This window comes from Pseudoalteromonas rubra (assembly GCF_000967655.1).
Taxonomy (GTDB): Bacteria; Pseudomonadota; Gammaproteobacteria; order Enterobacterales; family Alteromonadaceae; genus Pseudoalteromonas; species Pseudoalteromonas rubra_A.
In genome coordinates this window covers 60,759-73,385 of the sequence record NZ_JXYA01000001.1, presented here as the reverse complement: position 1 = coordinate 73,385, position 12,627 = coordinate 60,759, and the positions used below count along the sequence as shown (strand labels likewise).

The following is a 12,627-nucleotide window of genomic DNA, read 5'->3' as shown; positions in this document are numbered from 1 at the left end:
GAAGCGCATTGCTCGGTTACTCAAAGTATCTTGTGGTGCGTGGTGCCCGTGATATCAACAGTTGTAGCATAGTATACTTGGTTGATAAGTGTATCAAATAATCTAAGTCCTTGTAATTAAGTAAATCAATCGGCTGGGCAAAGAAATGAGACTAAAACAGGAACAGCCCATCTGAGAATGCCAGTCTATACTTGATTAAAATAGTCAGGTATTAGATAATTCTGCTACTAAATGTACAGGGGTCGAATACACATGTCTGATCAGATACCGATTAAATTTTCCGACGCGGCGGCAAGTCGCGTGAAAGAACTTATCTCAGAAGAAGAAAACCCGAACCTTAAGCTGCGAGTGTATGTGACCGGCGGCGGATGCTCAGGGTTCCAATACGGGTTTACCTTTGACGAAAAAACCAATCCGGGTGACCTGGAAATTGAGAAAAACGGGGTGTCTATGGTGGTTGACCCGATGAGTATTCAATATTTGGTTGACGGTGAAGTTGATTATACCGAAGGCCTGGAAGGGGCGCGCTTTTTTGTCAGCAACCCCAATGCGACGACAACCTGTGGTTGCGGTGCAAGCTTCAGCGTATAAACCGCCCTTAACCTATCAAGCCAAGATACAAAAGCCATGCTATCGCATGGCTTTTTTGCATCTATATAGATTCATTGCGACCCGCTATCAGGCGCGTGCTTTGTGACGATATTGCCGGGAAGTCAGAGCAGTTTAGTCAGCCCGGGTTGGTAAGATGCATCATCAGCGCAAAAAAACCTAATACGAAAGTGGAAAAAGCGAGAATGTAGATGAATCCGCGTTTGCCTTGTTTAAGTGGTACGCCGTTTACGCGTAAAAAGTAATACCACCCCAGACAGAGCAAAATGGGCAGCAAAAATATGAGCCGGATCATCAAAAATTCTCCCAAAATTTGTTACTTTAAGACAGATTAGCGCTAAACCACTATTTTTAAAAGAAAAAATAAATTATTTCGTATACTGGTACAAGATATAAAATTTTTGTTAAAGTGTCACAGTAATCTTACCTCTCTATTTTAGGTAAGAAAGTTGCAAATTTAATTAGGTGTTAGAGAAAAGATCGTCTATACCTAATTTGGTACATAGGAACAGGACAGATGGATCGGGTGTTTTTTCACTCAGTTTAGCTGGCTTGTCATAACATAAGCTGCCAATCGAGACGGGCAAATTTCGTACGGCAGTATCAATTAATCATCGAGTAGGAGATGTTTTATTATGATGGGGAAAACGGTTTCTTCTGAAGAGAACAGTAAGTTGACTAAGTGGCTAAAATCAAAACGTCACGAGAAAGGTCATACAATGCGCAGTCTGGCCCAGGTGTTAGGTACACCACATTCTTTCATTGGCAAAATTGAGAACCAGGAACGTCGTTTAGACGTGATTGAGTTTCTGCGTTACTGTGAAGCGCTGGAAGTCGACCCATATGAAGGTCTGTCTCTGATCAAAGAAGAGCAGATGTAATAACGCTGGGATCACCAGTATGTGCAGGTGCAAGGAGCTGCACCTCTATCCTTCTAGCATGGACCAGACACACCCATCACTTTTCCTGCTGAGATTTCCCCTGATTGTGATAGTTTTGCTCAATCTCGTAGAGTTTATGACGGATCGCATATAAGAATATCAATGAAGGTAGCACCATCAGCGCTGTCAGTGCGAAAAATACCGCCCAGTTACCGCCCAGCCAGTCATCAATGACGACGCCGCTATAGCTCGACAAAACGGTTCTGCCCAGGCTACCAAGAGACGCCAGCAGGGCGTAATGCGTTGCACTAAAGGCACGATCGCACAACATTGAGATAAACGACACCATGGCGACCAGTGACCAGGCCTGAGTAAACCCGTCAATAACAATGGCAAGGGCATACAAGTGTTCTTTGGGGCCCGCGACCGCTATCCAGGAAAACATCAGGTTAGATGCAGCCATAGCCACACCGCTGATAAATAAGCCTTTTACAATGCCATATTTATGATTAAAGATGCTGCCCAGAAAGGCGAAAATAATCGTAATAAGGCCGGTTCCGAGCTTAGAGTACTGGGCTATCTGACTATTACTAAAGCCGATTTCTTTATAAAACACGATCGACATACGAGCCAGGAAGGCTTCGCCGATTTTGAACAAAAAGATAAAGGCCAGCAGGGCTAAGGCGGCCTTTACGCCATTACGGTTAAAGAAGCTGCGAAACGGCTCGACCAGGGTGACCGCCAGCCAGGCCAGCATACGTTGCAGTCTGCTGTGTTCCAGCCCTGCAAGCTTGGATTGATATTGCGCTTGCAGCTGTTGTTGGGTGTGTTCACGATGGGATACGGGCTCACGGGCGGCCAGTGTGATACCAAACAGCATAAGCATGATCAGTGCCAGCAGGGCGTAGATTTCGGGCCAGCTGATGCCGGGTAAATCGGCGGCAAAAAACGGAATGGCACCGAGCAGGGCATAGCCACTCCACCAACCTGAGGTGGCCATGGCAGCGGCGGCCGTGGACTTTTCACTTTCCTCGGGGGGCAGAATATCGATCCGATAAGCGTCTATTGCAATATCATGGGTAGCCGCACTCAGAGCAATAATGAAACACAATAATGCAGCCTGATAAAGGTCCGCTTTAAGATCGACCTGGCTTAAGGCCAGTGCAGACAAGGCAACAATCAGTTGTCCCGCGGCTATCCAGCTGCGCCGCTGGCCCAGCCACTGGGTAAGCAAGGGCAGACGCACCCGGTCCAGCAACGGAGACCATAAAAAGTTAATGGTGTAGGCGCTAAACACTATGCCAAACAAGCCTATCATGCTGCGGCTCAGGCCTTCGTCTTTCAGCCAGGCAGACATGACTGAGCCGATTAGAACCCAGGGAAAGCCCTGACTAACGCCAAAAGCAAAGACGGTGAGCAGGCGTTTATCCCGATAGTAGCTGGCGTAGTCACGCAGGCTGGATGAAATGAGCATAGTGTTTTCCAACACAGCCTGGCCCTGGCGAGCAGTAGGGCCAGGCTGATAAACGATTATTCGAAGGTTTCTTCCGGCAGCATCTCAATGCTGTGGATGATCACGGGCTTTTTAGGGATAAAGGTATAGCCGAGCTTTTTGTTGTAGTCCGTTTCAACCTGCATGATTTTGTCGAGTGTCTCGAAGCCATCAGTGACACTACCAAATACGGCAAAGCCCCAGCCACGTCCCGGGTTGAGGTGATCGTTGTCATCCATATTAAAGAAGAACTGTCGAGTACCTGAGTGAGGCTTGTTATCCTGGTAGGCCATGGCGATGGTGTACATGTTATTTTTCAGGCCATTGCCACTTTCGTTAAAAATAGCCGGGCGCTCAAACATGCCATCATAGTCTTTGTTGTAGCCGCCGCCCTGGATCACAAAGTCTCGCTCATTGGCTTCATCTCGTTCAACGCGATGAAACACCGAACCTTTATAGTCACCATTAATCACGTAGGTGAGAAAATTATTGACTGTGATGGGCGCGCGCGAGCGGTCCAGCTCGACGATGACTTTGCCCAGCGAGGTGTTGAGCTGAACCTTAGGGAAGAGGTTATCTTTTTGGACAAAGCGTCCTTCTTTATTGTTCGCAAAAGAGAAACAGCTGATCAGGATCAGCGTGGACATTATAAGGGTACGAAGCATAGCTTAGCCTTTTTATTGTTGTAAAAAGTCGATCAATTCTTTATCCGACAGCATGCGGGTGATCACCTGCTCTGCGAGTCGATTCAACTGTCCCTCAACCTGAGACTGATCATGTTTCAGAGGTTTACTGAATTGCGCCTCACCATTGAAGGGCTTGGAGAAGGTGCGTTGTCCTTTAGCTACCTCAACAACGAACTCAGCACGCGCTGTGCTCTCATGGCGACTCAAAGATTCGTCCACTTTAGCAATAAAGGTGCGAATACGCAGCGTCAGTTGGGTGTCACTGTGTTGTGCCAGTGTTGCCCCATTGGCTTCAAGCGCCTGGGCAAGCAGCCCGGTTAGGGTCACAGGTAAATCGGCATTGGGCAGATAAACCGCAGGTTCCTGCTCCAGCACTTTAATGGTGAACTTAGTGGTTCGGTTATCAACAACTTTAATCGCCAGAGTATCTGATAACTGACTGATATTGCCCCCCTGATAGCTGGGGCTGAGGATCACTGTTTTTGGGGCAGTGCTGCATCCCGCAAGTAAACTGAGTGCTGTGCCAAAGAGGCAGGCAGAGAATGCTAAGCGCATGATTAGCTCCTTTTAATAGAACTTAATACGGTAAACTTTTTATTATTGCCTATCACCTTACAATTCCCGAACAGGCGCTGCAACTTATCAAGGTAATCAAGATGACGATTGCCAATGATCCTGAGTTCTCCGCCATTTCTCAGAGTATGTTTTGCTTGCAGGAACATTTGCCAGGCGATGTGATCGGTGATTGCCTGTGCCTGATGAAACGGCGGGTTGCACAGCACCAGATCAGCAGAGTTTGGCTCAAAGTCGCTGAGGCAATCATTTTGCACAAACTGGCAGTCGCCCAGTCTGTCTGGCAAGTTACTGCTGACATTCTCTTTGGCGCTGGCCACAGCCATGGCTGATTCATCAACAAAGGTTACCTGAGCGTTCGGCATCCGTGACAGCGTTTGTAACCCAATCACGCCGTTACCACAGCCCAAATCGATTACCCGCAATGGCTTTTTACCCGCTGGCAGATAGTTGATAAAAAACCGTGCCCCGATATCCAGAGAGTCCCGGGAGAAAACATTGGCATGGTTATAAATGGTGAAGGGTGAGTTTTCCAGTGCCCAGCTGACCGGGAACTTGTCCGCAACCGGCTTACCTGTGGTCGCGCAAAAGATCAGTCTGGATTTCTTGACCGCCAGGCTGGTGGTCGGCTGTTGCAAAAAATGACTAAAACTTTTTAGGGTTGAGGTGTGAATTTCTTTGGCTTTGCCTGCGGCTACAACGGGAATATCCGCAGCCATATGGCTGAGCTGAGACAACTGATGTTGTAGCAGTCCGGCATTTTTAGGTACCTTAATTAAGATCAGATCGCACTGCGCTGGCAAGGTTGCCAGGCTATCTTGCTGCTTAAGTTTCGCGTCGTCCAGCACCCAGTCGAGTTGGTTTTCAGCGAGGTTATGACAGGTTGCCTGCTGAGCCACAAATGAATCGCTTACCTGTGTAATTTGCCACTGGGCGTGATCTTGCAACTTGGCTGCCAGCGTACAACTCAGAGCGCCAAAGGCATCATTGAGGATCAGAATATCGCGAGCGTCAGGGTAAGCTGTGGTAATATGTTCCAGCAGGTATTCGTCAGCCGCATCCCAGGCTTGCAGGCTGCGATTTTTTTGCTCGAGAGGAAAACGATGCAGGGTCAGAGCCGTGCCGGCCAGTACAGCGTCGGTGATCATGATGGGGCGAATCTCACTCATGGTTGGTGCCACTACCTTGCATAGGTGCAAAGTACAGCAAAACTAACAGAACGCGTAATATAGCATGTCGAGACTGAACAAAGAATGTTTGCCCCCGGGTTTTGAGTATCTGCCAGCATGTCTGAGCTTTGAAAAAAGTCTGGCGCTTTATGCACATTTAGCCTCCACCCTGGTTTGGCAGCAACCTGATATCACCCTGTTTGGCCGTACCACACCAATTCCCAGGTTGCAGTGTTTTGTGGCGGACAAGTCAGTGTCCTATGGCTACTCGGGCACCCAGCTTGAAAATACTCCCTGGCCACCGGTTCTGAGTGCAATGCGAACCCGCCTGATGCGTCAGTTTGGTCAGGATTTTAATGCGCTGTTGGTAAACTGGTATCGGGATGGGCAGGACAGCATGGGCTGGCACAGCGATGACGAAGCAGAGCTTGGCGCTTGTCCGACTATCTTTTCTTTATCTCTGGGTGCTACCCGTCATTTCAAAATTCGCCACAAGCAGAGCCAGGAAATCCTGACTTTGCCTCTGCCTACAGGCAGTGGTTTACTGATGACAGGGCGCAGTCAGCAAGACTATCAACATGCATTGCCCAAACAAGCGCGCGTTACTCAGGGGCGAATTAACCTGACCTTCAGAACAGTTGGTTAATGACGCATAAGTGCGTATAGTAGGCGCTAAATTTTCTCCGTACTGGGAGTGAGTTATGTCAATGCAACAACAAATCTATAGTAAACTTGCCGACGCTATCGCTTGCAAACACCTTAACGTTGTCAACGAAAGCCACATGCACAGTCGAGGTAGCGAGTCGCATTTTAAGGTGATTGTCGTCAGCGACAAGTTTGCCGGGCAGCGACTGTTACAGCGCCATCGCCTGATCAATGAGGTATTAAAGGAAGAGCTTGCCAATCACATTCATGCGCTGGCCATCCACACTTATACTCCAGAAGAATATGCCGATCAGCATGGCGAAGTGCCTGATTCCCCAAGCTGCCTGGGCGGTTCAAAATTCGATAGCGAGTGATCAGACCTGTGTTTTCAGGATCTGCATTTAAACTAACGCGGTTTTCATAATACAGAATATGTAGGAATAGACATGGTCATCAAACCTAAGATCCGTGGTTTTATCTGTACAAATGCCCACCCGGTGGGTTGTACTGAGCACGTAAAAGAACAAATTGCTTATGTTAAGGCTCAGGGGCCGCTTAATAATGGTCCTAAAAATGTCCTGGTGATCGGTGCATCAACCGGTTATGGCCTGGCTTCTCGTATCACTGCTGCATTCGGCGCAGGCGCAAAAACATTGGGTATCTTTTTTGAAAAGAAAGGCACTGAGAAAAGAACCGCGTCTGCTGGCTGGTATAACACGGCGGCATTTCAGCAGGCTGCGGATGAAGCTGGCCTGTGGTCCAAGAACATTAATGGCGATGCCTTCTCCGATGAATTAAAAGCCAAAGCGATTGAAACCATCAAAGCCGAAATGGGCAAAGTAGACCTGATTATCTACAGCCTGGCATCACCACGTCGTACCGATCCTAAGTCGGGTGAGACCTTTTCATCGGTACTTAAACCAATCGGCCAGACAGTCACCACTAAGAACCTCAATACGACAATGCGCAGCATTGAAGAAGTGTCTGTAGAAGCGGCCAGAGAGGAAGAAATTGCCAACACAGTGAAAGTGATGGGTGGTGAAGACTGGGAGTTGTGGCTGGAAGCGCTGAAAGAAGCAGATGTACTGGCCGAAGGCTTCAAAACGTCGGCTTACACTTATATTGGTAAAGAGCTGACCTGGCCTATTTACGGTCATGCGACCATAGGTAAAGCCAAAGAAGATCTTACCCGTGCGGCGGATGCCATTAAAGCATCGACACAAGCGTTGAATGGAGAAGCTTATGTGGCGTCACTGAACGCGGTAGTCACTCAGGCGAGCTCGGCTATTCCGATTATGCCTTTGTACATTTCTACGTTGTTCCGGGTAACTAAAGAAGACGGCACCTACGAGGGAACCATCGAGCAGATCCATGGCTTGTTTAGCGAAAACCTGTACGGCGAAAACCCACGTTTTGACGAAGGTGGCCACCTGTTCCAGAACTATAAAGAGCTGGAAGACGGTGTACAGGCACGTATCAAGGTGATTTGGGATAAAGTAGACACCGACAGCATCGACGAGCTGACAGATTACGCTGGTTATCACAATGAGTTCCTGAAGCTATTTGGCTTCGGCATTGAGTCTGTCGACTATGATGCAGACGTGAATACGGTGGTTGAGATTAATCACTTAATCTAGCCCGCCAACGGGCAAAATCGCTGATTTTGCCCGTTCTCCCAAATACGCAGCACAGATAAACACCCACCCTCAATACCCGTCTATTTTTCATCAATACCACTTTGGTCTATATTTAAATTCTTGCAGTGTCGTCCGATGAACTAAATCCATTGTTAAGTCGTATTATTTTCATATTTCCACTCGCATAGTCAGTACGATTAATGTTAAAATTGCGGAAATATGTAAGGACTATATACCACGGTGCTCGTTTGCGGTTGCGGACAGGTTGGCCCGACTTTGTGTATGTTGTGCCAGCTCTTTGAATCCAATACAACTTAGAGAATAGTGCCGTGGTAAGTAAAGATTTTTCAATTTCTTTCCGTTAATGTAATGCAAGTGCGTATGATCAACATAAAAAAAGGTCTGGACTTACCCATAGAGGGCGCACCACAGCAAGTTATTCATGATGGTTCTGCTGTCAAACGAGTAGCTGTGTTGGGTGAAGAGTTTATTGGTATGCGTCCAACCATGCGAGTCCGTGTGGATGACCAAGTCAAGAAAGGCCAAGTTCTTTTTGAAGACAAAAAGAATCCTGGCGTCAAGTTTACTGCGCCAGCCTCTGGTGTAGTTAAAGAAATTAACCGTGGAGCCAAGCGTGTTCTTCAGTCCGTTGTGATTGAAGTACAGGGCGATGAGCAAATCACTTTTGACAAGTTCCCGGCTGCTGAACTCGGCAACCTGGATCGCGAAAAAGTGAAAGAAGTGCTGATCGAATCGGGTCAATGGCCAGCGTTGCGTGCACGTCCTTTCAGTCGTGTAGCAGTACCTAGCGCGTCGCCAAGCTCGATCTTTGTTACCGCAATTGACACTAACCCTCTAGCTGCGGATCCTGCTGTTGTGATCGCCGATAACGTGGAAGCGTTTGAAGCTGGTCTGGCTGTGGTTTCGCGTCTGACTGACGGCAAAGTGTTTGTTTGTAAGCAAGCTGGCAGCAAGGTGCCGAGCTCTTCGCTTTCTCAGGTAGAAGTACATGAGTTTGCGGGTGTTCACCCTGCTGGTCTGGTTGGTACACACATCCACAATCTCGATGCTGTTGGCGCTAACAAGCAAGTATGGCACCTGGGATACCAGGACGTCATTGCTTTCGGTAAGCTATTCCTAAGCGGTGAAGTTTACTCAGATCGTGTTGTTGCTTTGGCCGGTCCGAGTGTGAAGAACCCGCGTCTTGTTAAAACTCAAGTTGGTGCGTCGTTAACCGATTTAGTTGCAGGTGAACTTGAAGATGGTGAAAACCGGGTCATTTCTGGCTCTGTGTTAGCTGGTAAAACAGCCGCCGGTCCTCATGCTTACCTGGGTCGTTACCATGTACAGGTTTGCGTGCTGTCTGAAGGTCGTGAGAAAGAGCTGTTTGGCTGGATCGCACCGGGTAGTACTAAGTTCTCTGTAACCCGTACTTTCATCTCTCACTTTGCGCCAAGTCGTCTGTTCAAGATGACGACCTCTACGGGTGGCTCAAAGCGTGCGATGGTGCCAATTGGTAACTATGAGCGTGTAATGCCGCTTGATATCCTGCCAACTCTGTTGTTGCGTGACCTGATCTCTGGTGATCTGGACAGCGCGATTTCATTGGGTGCGCTAGAGCTGGATGAAGAAGATCTGGCGTTGTGTACCTTCGTTTGTCCGGGCAAATACGACTATGGATCAATCTTACGTGATTGCCTGACTACAATCGAGAAGGAAGGTTAAAATGGCCTTAAAGAAATTTTTAGAAGACATTGAACCTCACTTTGAACCTGGTGGTAAACACGAGAAGTGGTATGCCCTGTACGAAGCAGTTGCAACTGTTTTCTACACGCCAGGTTATGTCAACAAAGGCGGCACTCACGTACGTGATAATATCGACCTGAAACGTATCATGATCTTAGTTTGGATGGCGACATTCCCAGCTATGTTCTTTGGTATGTTCAACATTGGTCACCAGGCAGCTATCGCGCTGGGCAATGGTTTTGAAATTGCAAACACTTGGCAGGCGGCACTTTTCCAGCTGTTTGGCGGTGAGCTTACGGCCGACTCTGGCTGGGGCGCGAAGATGTTCTACGGGGCCTGTTTCTTTCTGCCTATTTATGCGACTGTATTTATCGTTGGTGGTTTCTGGGAAGTATTATTTGCTTCAGTGCGTAAGCACGAAGTAAATGAAGGTTTCTTCGTAACATCGGTACTGTTTGCCCTGATCCTGCCTGCAACGATCCCGCTGTGGCAAGTTGCACTAGGTATCACCTTCGGTGTGGTAGTGGCTAAAGAAGTATTCGGTGGTACAGGCCGTAACTTCCTGAACCCGGCACTGGCTGGTCGTGCATTCCTGTTCTTCGCATACCCTGGTGACATCTCAGGTGACACAGTGTGGACAGCGGTAGACTCTTTCTCAGGTGCAACTTACCTGGGTCAGGCTGCAACAGGCGCGCTTGATTATGACAACATGGTACTGTGGTGGAACGCATTCTACGGCTTTATTCAAGGTTCAGTAGGTGAAACCTCTACACTGGCTATCATGATTGGTGGTTTGTTCCTGATTTATGTTCGTATCGCATCGTGGCGCATCGTCCTGGGTACTTTCCTGGGTATGGTTGTGATGTCTATGCTACTAAACATGATCGGCTCAGACACTAACACAGTATTTGCTATGCCTTGGCACTGGCACTTAGTACTGGGTGGTTTTGCATTCGGTATGTTCTTCATGGCAACCGACCCGGTATCTGCGTCTTTCACAGACAAAGGTAAGTGGGCATATGGTGCATTGATTGGTGTAATGGTTGTGCTTATCCGTGTTGTTAACCCGGCATACCCAGAGGGTATGATGTTGGCAATTCTATTCGCAAACCTGTTCGCACCACTTTTCGACCACATGGTTGTGCAGTCAAATGTGAAGAGGAGATTAGCACGTGTCTAGTAACAATGAATCTATCGGCAAAACGCTAGGCGTTGTTGTTGGCCTATGTTTAGTGTGTGCGGTTGTCGTATCTTTTGCGGCAGTACAGCTTCGCCCACTGCAGCAGGCAAACAAAATCGAAGACGTGCAGCGCAACATTTTGGCGGCTGCTGGCGTTGAGAACGTTGAAAACGTGTCAGAAACCTACAATCAAGTGATCGATGCACGCGTTGTAGACATGAACACCGGTGAGTTTGTAGACACAGATCCTAACTCATTCGATTTCACTATGACTAAGTTCGATGCAGAGCGCAGTGTGGCGCTTCCTAAAGAGGAAGACATTGCAGGCGTTCAGCGTATGACGACTGAGTCTCCGGTTTACCTTGCAAAGAACAGCAACGGTAAATATGAGTCTGTGATCCTGCCAATTCAGGGTTATGGTCTTTGGGGTATCATGTACGGCTTCGTAGCATTGGATTTGGATGGTGAAACCATTCAGGCAATCAAATTCTACCAGCACACTGAAACTGCGGGTCTGGGTGGTGAAATCCAGAATCCTAAGTGGACTGCAACCTGGGAAGGCAAAAAGCTACCAATCGACGTAGTGAAAGGCACCGCAGGTAACGATGTGCATAAAGTAGATGGTCTGTCTGGTGCAACGTTAACGTCTAACGGTGTTGAAAATACATTTAAGTTCTGGACAGGCGACGATGCGTTTGGTCCATTCCTTGCGAAAGTACGTGAAGGGGCATTGAACTAATGGCAAACTCAAAAGAAATGAAGCAAGTCCTGTTTGGACCTGTCTTCGCAAATAACCCAATTGCACTGCAAGTACTGGGTATCTGTTCTGCGCTGGCAGTAACATCAAGCCTGAAAAACGCACTGATCATGTCAATTGCATTGACTGTGGTAACTGCGTTCTCAAGCTTGTTCATCTCTATGATCCGTAACCACATTCCGTCAAGTGTGCGGATCATCGTTCAGATGACCATCATCGCGTCTCTGGTTATCGTTGTTGACCAGGTACTTCAGGCATTTGTGTATGCCACGGCAAAAGAACTGACGGTATTCGTTGGTCTGATCATTACCAACTGTATCGTAATGGGTCGTGCAGAAGCCTACGCAATGAAGTCGCCACCTCTGATGTCATTCCTGGATGGTATCGGTAACGGTCTTGGTTACTCGGTTGTCCTGATCGCGATTGGCTTTGTACGTGAGCTGTTCGGTGCTGGTGCACTGTTCGGTGTTGAAATACTGCCACTGATCTCTAACGGCGGTTGGTACCAGCCTATGGGTCTGTTGGTTATGCCATTTAGCTCGTTCTTCTTAGTAGGTATCTTCATCTGGGTACTGCGTACTTGGAAGAAAGACCAAGTAGAAGCTAAGGCATAAGGGGAGAGAGATGGAACATTATCTTAGTTTATTTGTAAAAGCGGTTTTCGTTGAAAACTTAGCGCTATCTTTCTTCCTGGGGATGTGTACTTTCCTGGCGGTATCTAAGAAAGTCACTACCTCATTCGGTCTGGGTGTTGCGGTAATCTTCGTACTGGGCGTTGCTGTTCCAGTCAACAACGTGGTTTATCACGCTATCCTGGCACCGGGCGCACTTGAGTGGTTAGGTTTCCCTGAAGCTGACTTAAGCTTCCTGAAGTTCCTGACATTTATCGGTGTAATCGCGGCACTTGTACAGATCCTTGAGATGACTCTGGACAAGTTCTTCCCGGCACTTTACAACGCTCTGGGTATCTTCCTGCCTTTGATCACAGTTAACTGTGCGATCTTCGGTGCGGTATCCTTCATGGTTGAGCGTAACCTGAACTTTGGTGAGTCAGTGATCTTTGGCTTAGGTTCTGGTGTGGGCTGGGCGCTTGCTATCGTATTGCTAGCAGGTCTTCGCGAGAAAATGAAGTATGCTGATATTCCTGATGGTTTACGTGGTCTGGGTATTACCTTTATCACTGTAGGTCTGATGGGCTTTGGCTTCCTGTCATTCTCTGGTATTTCACTTTAAGGTAGCGAGGAAACTATAC

The 12,627-nt window shown here is 47.9% G+C and carries 15 protein-coding genes; 10 read left to right on the top strand and 5 right to left on the bottom strand.

Annotation, left to right across the window (positions count from 1 at the left end; all coding sequences use genetic code 11):
• The first annotated feature begins 252 nt into the window (after positions 1 to 252).
• On the top strand, positions 253 to 591 hold the full coding sequence (erpA, locus tag TW77_RS00365; RefSeq protein ID WP_010382953.1) for an iron-sulfur cluster insertion protein ErpA: 339 nt from the start codon (positions 253 to 255) through the stop codon (positions 589 to 591).
• 136 nt (positions 592 to 727) lie between these two features.
• On the opposite strand, the gene TW77_RS25565 is transcribed toward erpA, so the two are convergent.
• Positions 728 to 904, bottom strand: coding sequence for a hypothetical protein (locus TW77_RS25565; RefSeq protein ID WP_164488155.1), 177 nt, complete (start codon positions 902 to 904; stop codon positions 728 to 730).
• A gap of 340 nt (positions 905 to 1,244) precedes the next feature.
• Here TW77_RS25565 and TW77_RS00360 point away from each other — a divergent pair, with 340 nt between their 5' ends.
• The gene (locus tag TW77_RS00360; protein WP_046002977.1) at positions 1,245 to 1,490 is read left to right on the top strand and encodes a helix-turn-helix domain-containing protein; all 246 of its coding nucleotides are present in this window, start codon (positions 1,245 to 1,247) and stop codon (positions 1,488 to 1,490) included.
• Between the two features lie 76 nt (positions 1,491 to 1,566).
• On the opposite strand, the gene TW77_RS00355 is transcribed toward TW77_RS00360, so the two are convergent.
• The 4 genes from TW77_RS00355 to TW77_RS00340 are packed head-to-tail and all read right to left on the bottom strand — an operon-like array spanning position 1,567 to position 5,389.
• Positions 1,567 to 2,964, bottom strand: a complete 1,398-nt coding sequence (locus TW77_RS00355; protein WP_046002976.1) for an AmpG family muropeptide MFS transporter — start codon at positions 2,962 to 2,964, stop codon at positions 1,567 to 1,569.
• A gap of 56 nt (positions 2,965 to 3,020) precedes the next feature.
• Positions 3,021 to 3,629, bottom strand: a complete 609-nt coding sequence (locus TW77_RS00350; protein WP_156158566.1) for a peptidylprolyl isomerase — start codon at positions 3,627 to 3,629, stop codon at positions 3,021 to 3,023.
• Between the two features lie 30 nt (positions 3,630 to 3,659).
• On the bottom strand, positions 3,660 to 4,223 hold the full coding sequence (locus TW77_RS00345; RefSeq protein ID WP_046002974.1) for a YajG family lipoprotein: 564 nt from the start codon (positions 4,221 to 4,223) through the stop codon (positions 3,660 to 3,662).
• Between the two features lie 2 nt (positions 4,224 to 4,225).
• Positions 4,226 to 5,389 (bottom strand): methyltransferase, encoded by a 1,164-nt coding sequence (locus TW77_RS00340; RefSeq protein WP_046003085.1) that lies wholly within the window; start codon positions 5,387 to 5,389, stop codon positions 4,226 to 4,228.
• A gap of 85 nt (positions 5,390 to 5,474) precedes the next feature.
• On the opposite strand from TW77_RS00340, the gene TW77_RS00335 reads away from it, so the two are divergent.
• The 8 genes from TW77_RS00335 to nqrE all read left to right on the top strand — a co-directional run bounded on the left by TW77_RS00335 (position 5,475) and on the right by nqrE (position 12,608).
• Positions 5,475 to 6,056 (top strand): alpha-ketoglutarate-dependent dioxygenase AlkB family protein, encoded by a 582-nt coding sequence (locus TW77_RS00335; RefSeq protein WP_046002973.1) that lies wholly within the window; start codon positions 5,475 to 5,477, stop codon positions 6,054 to 6,056.
• Between the two features lie 55 nt (positions 6,057 to 6,111).
• Positions 6,112 to 6,429: a BolA family protein gene (locus TW77_RS00330; protein WP_046002972.1), complete on the top strand. Its 318-nt coding sequence runs from the start codon at positions 6,112 to 6,114 to the stop codon at positions 6,427 to 6,429.
• A 72-nt stretch (positions 6,430 to 6,501) separates the two neighbouring features.
• The gene (gene fabV / locus TW77_RS00325) at positions 6,502 to 7,692 is read left to right on the top strand and encodes an enoyl-ACP reductase FabV (RefSeq protein WP_046002971.1); all 1,191 of its coding nucleotides are present in this window, start codon (positions 6,502 to 6,504) and stop codon (positions 7,690 to 7,692) included.
• Between the two features lie 381 nt (positions 7,693 to 8,073).
• Positions 8,074 to 9,417 carry a Na(+)-translocating NADH-quinone reductase subunit A gene (locus tag TW77_RS00320; protein ID WP_046003084.1) on the top strand — a complete coding sequence of 448 codons (1,344 nt, stop codon included), beginning with the start codon at positions 8,074 to 8,076 and terminating at the stop codon, positions 9,415 to 9,417.
• 1 nt (position 9,418) lies between these two features.
• Positions 9,419 to 10,618: an NADH:ubiquinone reductase (Na(+)-transporting) subunit B gene (locus TW77_RS00315; protein ID WP_046002970.1), complete on the top strand. Its 1,200-nt coding sequence runs from the start codon at positions 9,419 to 9,421 to the stop codon at positions 10,616 to 10,618.
• Complete coding sequence (locus TW77_RS00310) at positions 10,611 to 11,357, top strand: Na(+)-translocating NADH-quinone reductase subunit C (RefSeq protein ID WP_046002969.1); 747 nt, start codon at positions 10,611 to 10,613, stop codon at positions 11,355 to 11,357. Before TW77_RS00315 ends, TW77_RS00310 begins: the two co-directional genes overlap by 8 nt.
• A complete protein-coding gene (locus TW77_RS00305; protein ID WP_010382928.1) occupies positions 11,357 to 11,989 on the top strand; it encodes an NADH:ubiquinone reductase (Na(+)-transporting) subunit D in 633 nt (210 codons plus the stop codon). The genes TW77_RS00310 and TW77_RS00305 overlap by 1 nt, the downstream gene beginning before the upstream one ends.
• Positions 11,990 to 11,999: 10 nt before the next feature.
• On the top strand, positions 12,000 to 12,608 hold the full coding sequence (gene nqrE, locus TW77_RS00300; protein ID WP_010382927.1) for an NADH:ubiquinone reductase (Na(+)-transporting) subunit E: 609 nt from the start codon (positions 12,000 to 12,002) through the stop codon (positions 12,606 to 12,608).
• Positions 12,609 to 12,627 lie beyond the last annotated feature (19 nt).

Excerpts from the sequence above, each read along its gene's own strand:
- TW77_RS00345 (WP_046002974.1), bottom strand. The coding sequence starts at position 4,223 with ATGCGCTTAGCATTCTCTGCCTGCCTCTTTGGCACAGCACTCAGTTTA.
- TW77_RS00320 (WP_046003084.1), top strand. The coding sequence starts at position 8,074 with ATGATCAACATAAAAAAAGGTCTGGACTTACCCATAGAGGGCGCACCA.
- TW77_RS00340 (WP_046003085.1), bottom strand. The coding sequence starts at position 5,389 with ATGATCACCGACGCTGTACTGGCCGGCACGGCTCTGACCCTGCATCGT.
- TW77_RS00330 (WP_046002972.1), top strand. The coding sequence starts at position 6,112 with ATGTCAATGCAACAACAAATCTATAGTAAACTTGCCGACGCTATCGCT.
- nqrE (WP_010382927.1), top strand. The coding sequence starts at position 12,000 with ATGGAACATTATCTTAGTTTATTTGTAAAAGCGGTTTTCGTTGAAAAC.
- TW77_RS00355 (WP_046002976.1), bottom strand. The coding sequence starts at position 2,964 with ATGCTCATTTCATCCAGCCTGCGTGACTACGCCAGCTACTATCGGGAT.
- TW77_RS00305 (WP_010382928.1), top strand. The coding sequence starts at position 11,357 with ATGGCAAACTCAAAAGAAATGAAGCAAGTCCTGTTTGGACCTGTCTTC.
- erpA (WP_010382953.1), top strand. The coding sequence starts at position 253 with ATGTCTGATCAGATACCGATTAAATTTTCCGACGCGGCGGCAAGTCGC.
- TW77_RS00360 (WP_046002977.1), top strand. The coding sequence starts at position 1,245 with ATGATGGGGAAAACGGTTTCTTCTGAAGAGAACAGTAAGTTGACTAAG.
- fabV (WP_046002971.1), top strand. The coding sequence starts at position 6,502 with ATGGTCATCAAACCTAAGATCCGTGGTTTTATCTGTACAAATGCCCAC.
- TW77_RS00335 (WP_046002973.1), top strand. The coding sequence starts at position 5,475 with ATGTCGAGACTGAACAAAGAATGTTTGCCCCCGGGTTTTGAGTATCTG.
- TW77_RS00315 (WP_046002970.1), top strand. The coding sequence starts at position 9,419 with ATGGCCTTAAAGAAATTTTTAGAAGACATTGAACCTCACTTTGAACCT.
- TW77_RS00350 (WP_156158566.1), bottom strand. The coding sequence starts at position 3,629 with ATGTCCACGCTGATCCTGATCAGCTGTTTCTCTTTTGCGAACAATAAA.
- TW77_RS25565 (WP_164488155.1), bottom strand. The coding sequence starts at position 904 with ATGATCCGGCTCATATTTTTGCTGCCCATTTTGCTCTGTCTGGGGTGG.